This window comes from Nocardia sp. MH4 (genome assembly GCF_019266065.1).
GTDB lineage: Bacteria > Actinomycetota > Actinomycetes > Mycobacteriales > Mycobacteriaceae > Nocardia > Nocardia canadensis.
This window is the reverse complement of record NZ_LPNR01000077.1, coordinates 1-16,367: the sequence shown is the minus strand read 5'-3', so window position 1 is coordinate 16,367 and position 16,367 is coordinate 1. Positions and strand designations below refer to the sequence as shown.

Annotated in this window: 13 protein-coding genes; 9 read left to right on the top strand and 4 right to left on the bottom strand. The window is 71.7% G+C overall.

Annotated features, from left to right (window positions below):
* Positions 1-77: 77 nt before the first annotated feature.
* The 9 genes from ATM97_RS07865 (at position 78) to ATM97_RS07825 (ending at position 11,080) form a co-directional block, all read left to right on the top strand.
* The gene (locus tag ATM97_RS07865; protein ID WP_218717286.1) at positions 78-950 is read left to right on the top strand and encodes an arylamine N-acetyltransferase; all 873 of its coding nucleotides are present in this window, start codon (positions 78-80) and stop codon (positions 948-950) included.
* Positions 951-1,104: 154 nt separating this feature from the next.
* Positions 1,105-3,165 (top strand): acyltransferase family protein, encoded by a 2,061-nt coding sequence (locus tag ATM97_RS07860; protein WP_255587369.1) that lies wholly within the window; start codon positions 1,105-1,107, stop codon positions 3,163-3,165.
* A gap of 93 nt (positions 3,166-3,258) precedes the next feature.
* On the top strand, positions 3,259-4,953 hold the full coding sequence (locus ATM97_RS07855) for a penicillin-binding transpeptidase domain-containing protein (RefSeq protein ID WP_255587377.1): 1,695 nt from the start codon (positions 3,259-3,261) through the stop codon (positions 4,951-4,953).
* A gap of 88 nt (positions 4,954-5,041) precedes the next feature.
* On the top strand, positions 5,042-6,640 hold the full coding sequence (locus tag ATM97_RS07850; RefSeq protein WP_255587368.1) for a serine/threonine-protein kinase: 1,599 nt from the start codon (positions 5,042-5,044) through the stop codon (positions 6,638-6,640).
* A gap of 164 nt (positions 6,641-6,804) precedes the next feature.
* On the top strand, positions 6,805-8,142 hold the full coding sequence (gene hisD / locus ATM97_RS07845; protein WP_218717284.1) for a histidinol dehydrogenase: 1,338 nt from the start codon (positions 6,805-6,807) through the stop codon (positions 8,140-8,142).
* Positions 8,139-9,266: a histidinol-phosphate transaminase gene (locus tag ATM97_RS07840; RefSeq protein WP_218717283.1), complete on the top strand. Its 1,128-nt coding sequence runs from the start codon at positions 8,139-8,141 to the stop codon at positions 9,264-9,266. The genes hisD and ATM97_RS07840 overlap by 4 nt, the downstream gene beginning before the upstream one ends.
* A gap of 17 nt (positions 9,267-9,283) precedes the next feature.
* Positions 9,284-9,898 (top strand): imidazoleglycerol-phosphate dehydratase HisB, encoded by a 615-nt coding sequence (hisB, locus tag ATM97_RS07835; RefSeq protein WP_030203827.1) that lies wholly within the window; start codon positions 9,284-9,286, stop codon positions 9,896-9,898.
* Complete coding sequence (gene hisH, locus ATM97_RS07830; protein ID WP_218717282.1) at positions 9,895-10,527, top strand: imidazole glycerol phosphate synthase subunit HisH; 633 nt, start codon at positions 9,895-9,897, stop codon at positions 10,525-10,527. Before hisB ends, hisH begins: the two co-directional genes overlap by 4 nt.
* A 58-nt stretch (positions 10,528-10,585) precedes the next feature.
* Positions 10,586-11,080 carry a nitroreductase family deazaflavin-dependent oxidoreductase gene (locus ATM97_RS07825; protein WP_218717281.1) on the top strand — a complete coding sequence of 165 codons (495 nt, stop codon included), beginning with the start codon at positions 10,586-10,588 and terminating at the stop codon, positions 11,078-11,080.
* A gap of 31 nt (positions 11,081-11,111) precedes the next feature.
* Here ATM97_RS07825 and kstD read toward each other — a convergent pair whose 3' ends face one another.
* The 4 genes from kstD to ATM97_RS34770 form a co-directional block, all read right to left on the bottom strand.
* Entirely contained in the window at positions 11,112-12,791 is a 1,680-nt protein-coding gene (gene kstD / locus ATM97_RS07820) for a 3-oxosteroid 1-dehydrogenase (RefSeq protein WP_218717280.1), read from the bottom strand.
* A gap of 30 nt (positions 12,792-12,821) precedes the next feature.
* Positions 12,822-13,415: a helix-turn-helix domain-containing protein gene (locus ATM97_RS07815; protein ID WP_308248407.1), complete on the bottom strand. Its 594-nt coding sequence runs from the start codon at positions 13,413-13,415 to the stop codon at positions 12,822-12,824.
* 156 nt (positions 13,416-13,571) lie between these two features.
* The gene (locus tag ATM97_RS07810; protein WP_218717279.1) at positions 13,572-15,155 is read right to left on the bottom strand and encodes an alpha/beta hydrolase; all 1,584 of its coding nucleotides are present in this window, start codon (positions 15,153-15,155) and stop codon (positions 13,572-13,574) included.
* 80 nt (positions 15,156-15,235) lie between these two features.
* On the bottom strand, positions 15,236-16,367 hold a 1,132-nt coding region (locus ATM97_RS34770; protein ID WP_218717278.1), incomplete at its 5' end, for a DUF2786 domain-containing protein.

Below are 16,367 nucleotides of genomic sequence, written 5' to 3'. Positions count from 1 at the left end.
GTCGACGGGCGCGGCGGAACACCGATCCGGCACGGTGCGTTGTCCGGGGGGAGTTGTCGAGGCGAAAGAGGAGCACGGTGACCGAACCGACGCAGCGGGCCGACCGCTGGCAGGGCGAAGAGCTGGATCTGGACGCTTACCTGGCGCGCATCGGCTACGACGGGCCACGGACCCCGACCGTGCGGACCCTGCACGCGCTGGTCGCCGCGCACACCACGGCCGTGCCGTTCGAGAACCTCGAGATCATCCTCGGGCGCGGCATCCCGCTGGACCTGGCCACCCTCCAGGACAAGCTCGTGACCCGGCGCCGCGGCGGCTACTGCTACGAGAACGTCACCCTCTTCGCCGCCGCGCTGGAGCGGCTCGGCTTCGGCGTCACCGGGCTCAGCGGCCGGGTGACCATGGGTTCGCTCGACTCCGGCGCGATCCGGCCCGCCACCCACGCCCTGATCCGGGTCACCACCGCCGACGACGCGCGAGTGTGGATCTGCGACGTCGGCTTCGGCGCCGGGCCGCTCGCGCCGTTCGAACTGACCGACGAGCACGGCGAATTCACGCTGGGCCGGTGGCGCTTCCGGCTCGAACGCCGCACCGGCGAACTGGGCGCCGACCTGTGGGTGCTGCACCAGTTCGCCCGGGACGGCTGGCAGGACCGCTACGCGTTCACCCTGGACCCGCAGTACCGGATCGACTACGCCGTCGGCAACCATTTCGTGTCGACCTCGCCACGCTCGCCGTTCACCACCCGGCCGTTCGTGCAGCGCTTCCGGCCCGACGTGCACCACGTCCTCGACGACCTGACGCTGACCACCGAATACCCCGACGGCACCTGGTCCGCGCGCGACCTCGACCCCACCGACCTGCCGAAAGTCCTCACCGAGGTGTTCGACATCGACCTCGACGACACCGACGCCGCGGTCCTGGTGACCGCGCCCTGGCGCGTCGACTGACCCCTCACATCGACGGCCCCGCGCACGGCTCGGCGGTTTGCTTCCACGGTGTCGCTACGGCAAATTGATGGTTACTTGCCGGGAAACACACCCCCGCGCTGTGGGGTAGGGAAACGAATCTGTGGGGTCGTTGGTGCCGAAGGTGCAATCCGCGTTGCCGGTTCAGCCGGAGGCGACAATCCAGTCCGGACCGCTCGCCGGTCCGGCGGTCCGGCGTCGGGATCTGGACGGGTTGCGCGGTCTGGCGATCGCGCTGGTCGTGGCGTTCCACGTGTGGGCGGGCCGGGTGTCCGGCGGCGTCGACGTGTTCCTGGTGTTGTCGGGATTCTTCTTCACCGGCGCGGTCGTCCGCGGCGTCGAACGGCGCGGTGGGGTGGCCGCGGGCGCGACCGCGCGCCGGACCGCGCGCAGGCTGATGCCCTCGCTGGTCGTCGTCCTGGCGGCGATCGCGGTCGCCACCGTGGCGCTGCGGCCCTACACCCAGCTGGGCGAGACCGCGGCGCAGACGCTGGCCTCGATGTTCTACGTGCAGAACTGGTATCTGGCCACGGCCGAACTCGACTATCTCGCGCCCGACCCCTCGGTCAGCCCGCTGCAGCATCTGTGGTCGATGTCGGTGCAGGGCCAGTTCTATCTGGCGATCCTCGCCGTCCTCGCGGGGTGGGCGTGGCTGCGCCGTCGCGGCGCGGCCGGTCGCCCGACGCTGCTGGTCGCGCTGGCCGGGCTGGGCCTGCTCTCGTTCTGGTACGCCGCATTCGGCACCGCGCAGCACCAGGCGTGGACCTACTACGACAGCATCGCGCGGGTCTGGGAGCTGCTGGCGGGCGCCGCGCTCGCCGTCGCCGCGCCCGCCCTGCGGGTGCCGCGCGCGCTGCGTGGTCTCGCGGCCGCGGCGGGCCTGCTGATGGTGCTGTCGTGCGGCCCGATGTTCGACGGCGCCAACCAGTTTCCCGGCGTCGCGGCGCTGTGGCCGGTGGCCGCGGCCTGCCTGGTGATCGCCTCCGGCTTCGGCGCCGCGACGGTGACCGCGTGGCCGAACCGGCTGCTGGCCGGGCGCGTGTGCACCGAACTCGGGGCGCTGGCCTATCCGCTGTACCTGTGGCACTGGCCGATCCTGATCTTCTATCTGGCCGAGACCGGCCGCGCGCACGCCGGGCTCGTCGACGGGCTGGTGGTGATCGGCATCTCGCTGGTGCTGGCCGCCCTCACGACCCGGCTGATCGAGACGCCGCTGCGGCTGCCGCCCACCGGGCAGACGAGCGCGGCGGGCGGGCACCGCCTGACCGGCCCGCTGGTCACCGCGCTCGCCGTCACCGTGCTGGTCTCGGCGGTGGGCTGGCAGGTCGTGCTGCGGGCCAACCCGGCGGTGCCCCCGCAAGCGCTGGACTCCACGCGGTACCCGGGGGCGGCCGCGCTGCTCTCCGGTATCGAGTACTCGCCGGAACCGATGCGCCCCACGGTGTTCGAAGGCCAGGCCGACACCCCGCCGCCGACGACCGACGGCTGCATCACCCCCAACCGTGAGGTCCGCACCTGCGTCTACGGCGACCCCGACGCGGCCCGGTCGATCGCGGTCGTCGGCGGATCGCACTCCGAGCACTGGATTCCCGCGCTGGAACTGCTCGGCGCCGAACACGGCATCCGGGTGATCTCCTATCTCAAGGAGGGCTGTCCGGTCACCCTGGCCGACCAGCCGTCCTATGCCGAATGGCCGTTTCCCGAGTGCCACGAGTGGTCGCAGGAGGTGCTCGACCGGCTGACCGCGGAGCCGCCGGACTGGGTACTGACGCTGTCCACGCGCTACCGCAAGGACGGCCTCGGCGACGAAGTGCCCGGCGAATACCTCGAGGTGTGGTCGGCCCTGCAGGATCGCGGCCTGAATGTGCTTGCGCTGCGCGACACTCCGCGCCTGCGCCGCGACGGCGTGCTCTACCGCGCCACCGACTGCCTGGCCCACCGCGGCGATCCGGACAGCTGCGGGCTCGATCGCGCCGCCGCTCTCGATGCCCGCGACCCGGCCGAGGAACCGGCCGCCGGCTACCCGAACGTCTACCTGCTCGACCTCTCCGATGCCGTCTGCCGACCGCAACGCTGTCGTGTGGTCGAGGGCAATGTGCTCATCTATCGCGACGAACACCACCTCACGGCCAGTTACGCGCGCTCGCTGGCACCCGAACTCGGCCGCCAGATCGGCGCGATCACCGGTTGGTGGTAGCGCGAGGTTCCTACGCGCACCGCGAATCCGGCTACCCTCGGTCGCGTGCGCCTCTCCCGCAAGACACCGGTCCTGCTCCTCGCGCTCGCCCTGATGCCCGTCGCGTGCTCGTCCGGACCGGACCAGCCGCAGACCGTCGCCGAGTCCTTCGCCGCCGCGCTGAGCAGCGGTGACGCGGCCGCCGCGGCGGCGCTCACCGATGCGCCCGAGCAGGCCCGCGCGACGCTGACCACCCTGTTCGACAACCTCGGCAAGACCGATTCGGTCCGCGTCTCGGCCACCGACGACACCACCTTCACCCTCGAATCGACGTGGAAATTCGGCCCCGAGGGCCGCGACGAGTGGACTTACACCAGCACGGGCGCCGCCACCGACGCCGACGGCTGGAAGATCACCTGGAACCCCACCACGGTCGCGCCCGGCCTGGAGCTCGGCCCGCTCAGCTACAGCCCCGTCTACCCGAAACCCGCGCGGGTGCTCGACGCCTCGGGCGGTGAGCTGATGACCGAGCAGGTGGTGACGCTGGTGAACGTCGCCCCGGACGCCGACCTGCCCGCGGTCGCCGCGCTGCTCGCGCCGCAGGGCGTCACCGAGGCCACGCTGCGGGCGGATCTGGCCGCGGCGCAAGGCAAACCGGTGGTCGCGGTCGCGCTGCGCGCGGCCGACATCGCCCCGGTGCAGCAGGCGCTGACCGGGGTACGCGGGGTGACGCTCGCGCCGCAGACCCGGCTGCTCACCGTCGACAAGAGCCTGGCCGGACCCACCACCGCCGGGCTGGCCGAACTGTGGCAGCAGCAGGCCGACAGCTCGGCGGGCTGGGCCGTGCGCGCGCAGACCGCCGAGGGCACCCAGCGCATCGCCGGCCCCGACGCCACCCCGACCGCCGACATCGCCACCACCGTCGACATCGACCTGCAGAACGCCGCCGAAGCCGCGCTGACCCCGATCGAGCAGCCCGCCGCGATCGTCGCGCTGCGCCCGTCGACGGGGGAGGTGCTCGCCGTCGCGCAGAACGCGCCCGCCGACGCCCAGGGCCCGATCGCGCTCACCGGCCTCTACCCGCCGGGGTCGACCTTCAAGACCGTCACCGTCTCGGCCGCGCTGCAGGCGGGCGGGGTCACCGTCGACACGGTGCTGCCCTGCCCCGGCCGCGCGACCATCGAGGGCCGCACGATTCCCAACGACAACGGCTTCGATCTCGGACAGGTGCCGCTGCACACCGCCTTCGCCCGCTCCTGCAACACCACGATGGCCGAGTTGGGCGTGCGACTACCCGCCGACGGGCTCACCGCGGCGGCCGCGCAGCTGGGGTTGGGCGTGGATTATGTGACACCCGGGTTGACGACTGTCACCGGGAAGGTTCCGCCCGCGCAGAATCCGGCCCAGCAGGTCGAGTCGAGCATCGGCCAGGGCAGCGTCACCGCCTCGCCGTTCGGGATGGCGCTCGTCGCCGCCTCGCTCGCGCACGGTTCCGCGCCCGCGCCCGCCATCGTGCGGGGGCGTCCCGGCACCGCCGACCGCGCCTCCGCGCCGGTGCCCGCGAACGTGACGTCGCAGATAGAGACCATGATGAGCGAGACGGTGACCGCGGGCACCGCCACCGCGCTGCGCGATATCCCGGGGCTGCTCGGCAAGACCGGCACCGCGGAATATCTCGACGACAAGCACGCGCACGGCTGGTTCGTCGGCATCGACGGCGATCTCGCGTTCGCTGTCTTCGTGGCCGACGCGGGCAGCTCGGGCCCCGCCGTCGAAGCGGCCGGACGGATGCTGAGAGCCAAACGATGATCTATGTCACGCTCTGTGGGCGAGCAATACCCACGCTGCCGCACGCGGTCCACACCGGGCCAGCTACACTCGTCGACGGACCATATCCATGGTCAATACGCGGGATGTCACAATTTCGAGAAGGTTCGGAGTAGGCGCCATCGATACCGGTCAGAAGATCGCGGAGCATTACCGCCTGGTCGAGCGTATTGGTAGCGGCGGCACAGGCGTTGTATGGCGCGCTGTCGACGAACGCCTCCAACGCTCCGTGGCTGTGAAGCAGATCCACATCAAGCCCAGCCTGCCCGAGGGTGAGCGGGATGTCCTGCGTCAGCGTGCGATTCGGGAAGCCCGCAACGCGGCACGCTTCCAGCATCCCAATGCCATCGTGGTCTTCGACATCACCGAGCACAACGGTGATCCGTGCCTGGTGATGGAGTACCTCAAGTCCGTCAGCCTGGCTGCCGAATTAGGGCAGAAGGGTCCGCTGCCGCTGACCGAGGTCGCCCGCATCGGCGAACAGGTGGCGTCCTCGCTGATCGCCGCCCACCAGGCGGGCCTGGTGCACCGGGACGTGAAACCGGGCAATATCCTGCTCGGCGACCACGGTGAGGTGAAGATCACCGACTTCGGCATCTCCCGCGCCGCCGGTGACGTCACCCTCACCGAGACCGGTCTCATCTGCGGTACCGCCGCCTACCTGGCGCCCGAGGTCGCGCGCGGCTCCGATCCGACGCCGGCCGCCGACGTGTTCGCGCTCGGCGCCACCCTGTTCCACGCGCTCGAGGGCGAGCCGCCCTACGGTGCCAACGCCAACCCGCTCGCGGTGCTCTACGCCGCGGCCAACGGCCAGGTGCGCGAGCCGCGCAACGCGGGCCCGGCGACCGACTTCCTGCTCGACCTGCTCAGCCCGGACCCGCTGGACCGGCCGACGATGACCGAGGCCCGCGACGCGCTGGCCGCGTTCGCCGACGCCGACGCGGTGCCCGCCGGGTTCGTTCCCGCCAGCGAGGCCTACGGCCGCCGCAATTCCGCGGCCGCGACCCAGGTCATCCGGCAGTCCGGCAACCGGACCTCGCACGCCGGGGCGTCCACCGCGACCACCCGGCAGATCCGGTCGAATCCGCGTCCGCCCGCGCGCCACGACACGGCCGCGCACCCGCCGACCGCGGCGCAGCCCGCGCCGCTGCCGCGCAAGCAGGCGGGCAAGGGCCGTGCGGTGCTGATCGGTTCCGGTGTCGGCGCGGTGGTCGCCGCGATCGCCGTCGCGGTCAGCGCCATGAACAGCTCGGACTCGAATTCCCCGCAGGTGCAGGCGAATCCGTCGACCTCGGTGCAGGCCTCGGCCGGTCCGGCGTCGAGCAGCGCGGCTCCGGTCGCGCTCGGACAGACCGCCAACGTCGGCACTGTCGACATCGGCTCGGCCGGCCTGCTGGTGGAGAACTTCTTCAGCAATCCGGCCGGTTCCTGGTCGCTGCTGACCCCGGCCGCGCAGAAGGTCTACGGCAGTGAGACCGCGTTCCGGGAGTACTGGAACGACCGCACCGTCGACACCTTCGCCAGCATCACCGCGGTCAAGGGCAACAACGCCGACGGCTCGACCGACATGCGCCTGGCCAGCATCACCATCAACGGCCAGACCAAGGCGATGGTCATGCGCGTGGTCAACTCCGGCGGCAGTCTGCGCATCGACGGCGACACCCGCTGACATCGGCGCGGTTCGCCCCGCGAACGACGAAGTGAGCACGGACCCGGCGGGGGTGACCCCGCCGGGTCCGTCGTCTTCGGCGGGATCTGCCGGAAATGCGGTGGCGGGCGACCGATAGGCTGGTACCTGACCTGAGCCCAGCACAGACAGGACTGCACCCCGATATGACTCCCCGCATCGAGCTCGCCCGCGTCGATCTGCGCGGTCGTACTCCTTCCGCTGCCGAGCTGCGCACCGCGCTGCCGCGCGGAGGAGTCGACGTGGACTCGGTGCTGCATCATGTGCGGCCGGTCGTCGAGGACATCCGCGACCGGGGCGCCGAGGCCGCGCTGGACTACAGCGAGAAGTTCGACGGTGTGCGCCCGGACGTGGTGCGCGTGCCCGTCGCGAAACTGGCCGAGGCGCTCGCGGAGCTGGATCCGGCCGTGCGGGCCGCGCTCGAGGTCGCGATCGAGCGGACCAGGAAGGTGCACGCCGATCAGCGCCGCACCGACACCGTCACCGAGGTGGTGCCCGGCGGCACCGTCACCGAGAAGTGGGTGCCGGTCGAGCGGGTCGGGCTGTACGTGCCCGGCGGCAATGCCGTCTACCCCTCCTCGGTCGTGATGAACGTCGTCCCGGCGCAGGCCGCGGGCGTGGAGTCGCTGGTGGTGGCCTCGCCGCCGCAGGCCCAGTTCGGCGGTCTGCCGCACCCGACGATCCTGGCGGCCGCCGCGCTACTCGGCGTCGACGAGGTGTGGGCGGTCGGCGGCGCGCAGGCCGTGGCGCTGCTGTCCTACGGCGGCACCGACACCGACGGCGCCGCACTGGCGCCGGTCGACCTGATCACCGGGCCCGGCAACATCTACGTCACCGCCGCCAAGCGGCTGTGCCGCGGCCTGGTCGGCATCGATGCCGAGGCGGGCCCCACCGAGATCGCGGTCCTGGCCGACGCCACCGCCGACCCGGTGCACGTGGCCGCCGACCTGATCAGCCAGGCCGAGCACGATGTGCTGGCCGCCAGCGTGCTGGTCACCGACTCGGTGGCACTGGCCGACGCGGTCGACGCCGCCCTCAACGCCCAGCTCACCGTCGTCAAGCACGACGCCCGCGTGCGGGAAGCACTGAGCGGCAAGCAGTCCGGGATCGTCCTCGTCGACGACATCACCCAGGGCCTGCGCGTCGTCGACGCCTACGCGGCCGAGCACCTCGAGATCCAGACCGCCGACGCCGCCGCCGTCGCCGCGCGGGTGCGCAGCGCCGGCGCGATCTTCGTCGGGCCGTGGGCGCCGGTCAGCCTGGGCGACTACTGCGCGGGCTCCAATCACGTGCTGCCCACCGCGGGCTGCGCGCGGCACTCCTCGGGACTGAGCGTGCAGACCTTCCTGCGTGGCATCCACATCGTGGAGTACACCGAGGCGGCGCTGAAGGACGTCGCCGGGCACGTCGTCGCCCTGGCCAACGCCGAGGATCTGCCCGCGCACGGGCAGGCCGTGCAGGCGCGTTTCGAGGCCCTGTCGTGAGCACTCCGACCGTGCCCGGCGCCTCGGCGACCCTGGATCAGCTGCCGCTGCGCGACAACCTGCGCGGCAAATCGCCTTACGGCGCACCGCAATTGACCGTGCCGGTGCAGCTCAACACCAACGAGAACCCGCATCCGCCGAGCACGGCGCTGATCGACGACGTCGCCGAATCGGTGCGCGCCGCCGCCGCCGACCTGCACCGGTACCCGGACCGCGACGCCGTCGCCCTGCGCGCCGACCTCGCCGCCTACCTGACCCGCCAGACCGGCGTCCCCGTCGACGCCGCGAACGTGTGGGCGGCGAACGGCTCCAACGAGATCCTGCAGCAGCTGCTGCAAGCCTTCGGCGGACCCGGCCGCAGCGCACTGGGTTTCGTGCCCTCCTATTCGATGCACCCGATCATTTCCGAGGGCATCGACACCGAGTGGATCGAGGCCAAGCGCAGCGGCGACTTCTCCCTCGACATCGACTACGCCGTCGCCCAGATCGCCGAACGCCGACCCGACGTGGTGTTCGTGACCAGCCCGAACAACCCGACCGGGCACAGCATCCCGATCGACGAGCTCGAGCGGATCCTCGACGCGGCGCCCGGCATCGTCGTCGTGGACGAGGCGTACGGCGAATTCTCGGCGGCGCCGAGCGCGATCACGCTGATCGACCGGTTCCCGACCAAGCTGGTGGTCACCCGCACCATGAGCAAGGCCTTCGCCTTCGCGGGTGGTCGCCTGGGCTACCTGGCCGCCTCGCCCGCCGTGATCGACGCGATCCTGCTGGTCCGGCTGCCGTACCACCTGTCGGTGGTCACCCAGGCCGCCGCCCGCGCGGCCCTGCGCCACGCCGACGAAACCCTCGGCAGCGTGGCGGAATTGGCCGCCCAGCGCGACCGGGTCGCCGCCGCGCTGACCGCGCAGGGTTTCGCGGTGATCCCCAGCGACGCCAACTTCATCCTGTTCGGCCGGTTCACCGACGCCGCGCGCGCCTGGCAGCACTACCTCGACGCCGGGGTGCTCATCCGCGACGTCGGCATCCCCGGCTACCTGCGCGCGACCGTCGGTCTCGCCGCGGAGAACGACGAGTTCCTGCGGGTGAGCGCCGACATCGCGGCCACCGACCTGACCCACTGAACGCTGGAGGCAACGAGATGAGCAGAACAGCGCGGGTGGAGCGCGTCACCAAGGAATCGTCGATCCTGGTGGAACTGAACCTCGACGGCACCGGGCAGACCGAGATCTCCACCGGTGTCCCTTTCTACGACCACATGCTGACCGCGCTGGGCCAGCACGGCGGGTTCGACCTCGTGGTGCGGGCCGAGGGCGACATCGAGATCGAGGCGCACCACACGGTCGAGGACACCGCGATCGTGTTCGGCCAGGCGCTGGGCAAGGCCCTGGGCGACAAGAAGGGCATCCGCCGCTTCGGCGACGCATTCATCCCGATGGACGAGACCCTCGCGCATGCCGCCGTCGACGTGTCGGGGCGGCCGTACTGTGTGTTCACCGGCGAGCCGGAACACCTGGTGCACACCATCATTCCCAGCGCGGGGCCCGGCGCGTCGTATTCGACGGTGCTCAACAAGCACGTCTTCGAGTCGATCGCGCAGAACGCGCGGATCGCGCTGCACGTGCGGGTGCTCTACGGCCGCGACCAGCACCACATCACCGAGGCCGAGTTCAAGGCTGTCGCCAGGGCACTGCGGGCCGCCGTCGAGATCGACCCGCGGGTGAGCGGCGTCCCGTCCACGAAAGGCGTGCTGTGAGTGCGAAGGTCGTCCTGCTCGATTACGGCTCCGGCAATCTGCACTCCGCCGAGCGCGCGCTGGTGCGCGCGGGCGCGCAGGTGGAAGTAACGGCCGATCCGCAGGCCGCGCTGGCCGCCGACGGGCTGGTCGTCCCCGGGGTCGGCGCGTACGCGGCGTGCATGGCCGGGCTGCGCGGGGTGCGCGGTGAGCGCATCATCGGCCAGCGGCTGGCCGGTGGCCGTCCGGTACTCGGGATCTGTGTGGGGATGCAGATCCTGTTCGATCGCGGCGTGGAGTTCGGCGTGGAGACCGAGGGTTGTGGCGAATGGCCGGGCACGGTCGCTCGCCTCGACGCGCCGGTCCTGCCGCACATGGGCTGGAACACGGTGAAGGCCCCCGCCGACAGCACCCTGTTCGCTGGGCTCGACGCCGACACCCGCTTCTACTTCGTCCATTCCTACGCGGCCCAGCAGTGGGAACTGCCGGAGAACGAGCACATCGCGCCCCCGAAGCTGACCTGGGCCGAACACGGCGTTCCGTTCCTGGCCGCCGTCGAGAACGGCGCCCTCTCGGCCACCCAGTTCCATCCGGAGAAGTCCGGCGACGCGGGCGCCCAGCTGCTGCGCAACTGGCTCGGGTCGCTGTAGTCGGAGGTCGACGCCCCTTGGAACCATACACACTGGGGTCGGTGTGTATGGTCGTTGGATGACCGCAGTACCGCCGCGCCCGAAACACCTCGACTCCCCGCGTCTGCCCACGATCTTCAAGATCATGGGCAAGACCCAGGTGTGGGTCTACCGACGCACCGGTGGTCGGATCGGCGGGAAATGGCGGGTCGGCGCGGGGTTCCGCAAGCCGGTCCCGACATTGCTGCTCGACCACCGCGGCCGCAAGTCCGGCGTCGAGTACACCACGCCGCTGCTCTACCTCCTCGACGGCGCCGACGTCATCGTCGTCGCCTCCCAGGGCGGACTGCCCAAACACCCGCAGTGGTACCACAATCTGCGCGCCACCCCCGACACCCACGTCCAGATCGGCCGGGACCGTCGCCCGGTCCGCGCCAGAACCGCCGACCCGCGGGAACGCGCCCGGCTGTGGCCCCTGCTCGTCGACGCCTACGCCGACTTCGAGCACTACCAGGCCTGGACCGACCGCGAAATCCCCGTCGTCGTCCTCGAGCCGCGCGAGCCCACCCGCTGAACGGGCGGGTGGGCCGCCGGTCCGCCGCCGATCAGGCGGTGGCGGCGTGGACCGCGGCGAGATGGCCGAAGACGATCGCGGGACCGATGGTCGCCCCGGGGCCTGCGTAGGTGTGTCCCATGACCGGCGCACTGGTGTTGCCCGCGGCGTAGAGGCCGTCGATGGTGGTGCCGTCGGTGCGCAGGACGCGGCCGTGCGTGTCGGTGCGCAGGCCGCCCTTGGTGCCGAGATCGCCGGGGACGAGCCGGGCGGCGTAGTAGGGGCCGGTGTCGAGGGCGCCGAGGTTGGGGTTCGGGCGTTGGCGGGGGTCGCCGTAGTAGCGGTCGTAGGCGCTGGTGCCGCGGCCGAATTCCGCGTCGACGCCGGTGCGAGCGAAGTGGTTGAACCGGGTGATCGTGGCGGACAGGCTCGCGGCCGGTACCCCGATCTTGTCCGCGAGTGCGCCGACGGTGTCTGCGCGCGTGAGGATGCCGGCATCGAACCAGCGCCGGGGCAGCGGCGCGCGCGGGGGAAGGCCGGCGAAGAGATAGCGGTTGCGGTAGCGCTGGTCGAAGATCAGCCACGCGGGCAGATTCTCGGCCGCGCCCTCGCCGCGGCCGTGCCGGCCGCCGTACATGCGATGGGTGGCTTCGACATAGGGCAGGGATTCGTTCATGAACCGCTCCGCGCGGTCGTTGACGATGAGACTGCCGGGAAGATTGCGTTCGGAGACGCAGAAGAACGGCGTGCGCGGTAGCGGGATCGACGGGCCCCACCAGGCGTCGTCCATGAAGGCGGTGGCCGCGCCGATCGTCTGACCGGCGCGGATGCCGTCCCCGGTGTTGGCGGCCGCGCCCACGGTCCAGTCGGTGCCGATGGGCTCGCGCTGGTATCGCGCGCGCATCGTGGCGTTGTGCTCGAAACCGCCGCAGGCCAGAATCACCCCGCGCCGCGCGCTGATCACCCGCTCGGCGCCGTCGCGGCGGACGACGGCCCCGACGACGCGGTCATCGGCCACGGCCAGTTCGACCAGGGCGGTATCCAGCAACAGCGGCACTCCGGCGTCACGCATCCCCAGGCGCAGCATCGCGCTCAGTGCCTGGCCACGGGCGAGAAGATGCCGCCCGCGCAGCGCGCCGCCGAGCCAGCGAGCCCCGATCCTGGCCGCCCGCAACGGGCTGCGCGGATTGCGCAGCCCCAGATGGATCTGCCGGAAGTCGGCCTGGGTCAGCACGACATTGCGGGGGGCCCGCAGATAGTCGGGCTCCATGGTGGCCAGCTCGTCACCGAGACCGCGTGCGTCGAAAGGCTTCGGTTCGACCGATCGGCCACGGGCTCGACCGCCGGGTGCTTCGGGGTAGTAGTCGCTGTAGCCGGGAACCCAGCGCATCGCCAAGGGCGCGTGGCGGGCCAGGAATTCGAAGGCCGCGGGCCCGCGATCGAGGTAGGTGTCGATCATCTCCGGTGCGACGTCCGTCCCGATGATGTCGGCGAGGTAGGCGCGGGCGTCGTCGATGTCGTCGGGCGAGGACCGTCGGCCCAGCGCCGCGTTGCCCGGAATCCATACCCCGCCGCCGGAGCGGGCTGTCGAACCGCCCCAGCGGCTCGCCTTCTCGACCATCACGACCGTCAGGCCGTGGTGGGCCGCGGTGATCGCGGCGGCCATGCCCGCCGCGCCCGATCCGACGACCACGACATCCACCGTCTCGGGAATCACGCTGTCCTGCTGCATTGTTGCCTCTTCTGTCCGATACGGCGGGGGTCAGCGCGGGGTTCGCCAGCGGTCGTCGAGCACCGCGGCCACCGCCGCTTCGACACAGACCGGTAGCGAGGCCGAGGGGTTGTGCGCGCTACGCAACCACTGGAGATAGCCGAACTCGGCGGCCGCGAGCATCAGGTGCACCAGCAGCCCGGGGCGGCTGTCGGTGACCGGGTCGGTGTCCATCCGCTGCGCGGCCAGCTCGACCAGTCGCGCCCGATGATCCGGCGGGATCAGCGCGACACGGTCGAGCAGATGCGGCGCGGTGGCGAAGGCGGCGCGCCACTGCTCCAGCTCCTCGGTGCCCAACGCGGTCGAGCGGTCCAGGATCGCTCGGGCCAGTGCGGTATCCGCCGGTTCCGCCTCGGGGCGGCCCTCGAGCAGGGCGGCGATCCCGGCGCCTCCCTCCCGCACCGGGTCGAGCAGCAGATCCTCTTTGCTGCGCACGTGCCGGAAATAGGTACTCGGCGAGATCCCCGCCGCCGCCGCGATCTGCTCGGTGGTCACCTCGTCGAATCCGGACCGCGCGAACAACGCGAACGCCGCGTGCTGGATCTCGGCCCGCACCTGCCGCCGCTGCCTCTCCCGCAAGGACACCCCACACCTCCGTGCTCGCCTGACTGTTCCGTCTGCCGAAAGTATCTAGCTAATTGACAGAGACTGTCAAGTAGATTGTTGGTGTCGATCGAGCGCGTGGGCTAGAAATCGCCTTCGCCGCCGGAGTCCGGGCGGCCCGGGGTCTCGGCGACCGCGTCATCCGGTGAACGGCACCAGGCCGGCCGTGCAGGTGGTGCCCGGTTCCGGGAGTCGCAGCTCGATGAGATAGCGCCGGGTGAGGTCGGTGACGCAGTCGCCGGCCGGTTCGTGGCCGTAGCCGTCGGTCACCACGACCAACCGCGCCTCGCCCATGGCTTCGGCGGCGTGCTGGGCGGCGGTGAGCGGGGTGGCCGGGTCGAAACGGTTGTTGAACAGCAGCGGGGGAACGGCGGCTCGTTGGGTCCACGGGCCGGTGTAGCGCTGGGGGTAGCCGTCGGCGGGGGCGGGCCAGGTGGCGCACGGCTGCCGGAGGTAGAGCCAGAACGGGCCGTAGACCGGCGCGCTGTCGGCGGATTCGGCGGCGAATTCGGGCCAGCGCTGCGGTTGCCGGGGAAAAGAATTGTCGGCGCAGGAGATGGCGACGAAGGAATCCAGGAAGTCGCCCGTCGATCCGATCGCGCTCAGGACCTGGTGCACCACAGCGGGATTCCCGGCGGGGCCGCGCTCGAACTCGGCCAGCAGCGCTGCCAGCGCGGGCCAGCCCTGGGCCGCGTCGTACAGCAGCATGGCGTGGGCTGCGACGACCTCGCTGTAGGACACCGACACGGTCGTCGGTCCCTGACCGACCTGCAGGCCCGTCGTCTTCGCCCGGTCGAGCAGGGCGGTATCGCGGGCGCGCAGCTCGGCCGCCGACGACGCGCCCGCGGCGAAGGCGCAGCGTTGCGGCCCGCCCGCCGCGCACAGGCGCAGGAATTCGCCGAGCACCTCCTCGGTGCCGAGCGCGGTCGCCTCGATGCCGGCGCGGGTGTCGGTGGTGTAGGAGACGGGGTCGAGGATCGAGGAGAGTTGCAGGGCGCGAACACGGTCGGCGAACAGGGCGCCGTAGACAGTGCCCAGGTAGCTGGCGTAGGAACCGCCCTGGTAGGTCAGGCGCTGGTCGCCGACCGCGCGGCGGAGAAGATCGAGGTCGCGGGCGGCGTCCACGGTGGTCAGGTGAGCGATCAGCGCGCCGTCGTGGCGCAGGCACCCTTGCGCGAGTCGCCGGCTCGCGTCCTCGGTGGCGCTCTGCTGCAAGGCGTCGACCGGCGGCAGGGCCAGGGTGCGCCAGAACTCTCGCTGCGCACCGGAATCCGGGAAGCAGCGCACCGCGGAACTGCGTCCCACCCCGCGCTGGTCGAAGGTGACGACATCGAATCGACTGCTCAGCTCGCCGGGGAACAGCTGACCTTTCGCCGCCCACTCCAGGCCCGAGCCGCCGGGTCCGCCCGCCGCGGTGAACAGGGTGCCGATGCGGTGCGCCGGGTCGCGCGCGGGCTGGCGCACCACCGCGAGTTCCAGGTGCTGTCCCGTGCGATCGGCGTAGTCCAGCGGCACCGCCACCCGGGCGCACTCGCTGCCCCGCAGCGGTTCCTCCGCGCACGGCGACCAGTCGATCCTGGGTGTCGGCACGGCATCGGCCTGCGCCACCAGCTCGGCGACCGTGGCGGCCGAGTGGTTCGGCCGCTCGGCGGCGACGCAGCCGCCGAGGACAGGCGCCAGCGCGATCAGGACACCGCAGACGATCGATTTCGGAGTGACCATACCGATCATCTTCACGAGATGGCGGGCGCGCTGTCGTCACCCGTTCGACGGAGGCGAAACCCTGATACCGCCCCGGTCGATCAGGGTCGGTGGTCGCCCAGCCGGGCGCGGTCGGCGGCCTCGGTGCCCGCGTCCCAGCCCTCGGCGCTGCGGATGGTGATGCCGCGGGCGCGGGTGGTGGGGAAATAGGTGGTGAAGGCTTGTTCGACGCGCAGGTCGTGGGAGGCCAGCAGCGGAAGCAAGGTGGTGGGGTCGGGAGACGCGGCGACGGTGGTGGCCGCGGCGGTGGTGAGGCGGTCGCCGATGCGGGTGGCGTAGGCGGTGAGGAAGGCCTTGCGATAGGCGCGCGAACGGGAGTCGGCCGCGGCCGACGGGGTGTCGATCATGGCCCGGGTGGCCTGCACGAGCAGGGAGGTCGACAGCAGTTCCACGGCGTCGAGGTCGGGGTCCTCGCCGACGACGGTGACGAAGTCCCAGTCGGCGACGAAGATCGCCCGGCACCGGTTGGCCCGGGCCACCAGGTCGATGAGCAGGGCCTTGGCCTCGGTGTAAGGGGTGTCGAGCCAGAGGCGGCGCGCGCCGGGGAGGTCGCTGTCGACGGTGGGAGTCTCCAGCAGCACACGGTCGATCGCGTACTTGGTCATCAGTTCCTGGGCCTTGGCCGAGAGGGTTTCGGCCTCCTCGGGGAAGGCGGTGGACTCGGCCTTGGCGAGCAGGCCGCGAACCCGGCCGAGCGCCTTGGCGTCCACGTCGTGCTGCGCGGCCCGGTGCCGGCGCGCGGTGCCGGGCAGCGGCCGGATCGGCTCGAGTTTCGGCAGGCGCAGCAGGAGCCCGAGCGCTGCGACGACGGTGGTCACCGCTTCGGCGCCGGTGAGCAGCGCGCGGTCGGCCCAGGCGGTCAGGTGCGGTGGGGTCCACCAGACGGTGGCTCCGAGTTCGTCGAGTTGGGCCTGCCAGATCTCGTCCACGGTGTCGTCGGCGAACCGGGCGCGGTGATCGGCCATCAGATCGGTCAGATAGCCGACCGCGAATTCGTCGAGGCGACGGCGCGCGGCCTGGTGCACGTCCCCCGGCAGCCAGCCGAAGTCGAAGGCGTGGGCGATGATGCGGCGACCCGCCGACTCGACACCCGCCGCCACCTCCGGGCGCACCGGACCCGTGCCGGCCAGCTGCGCGACGAACCGCCGCACCCCGGCGGCGTCGCCCTGGGCC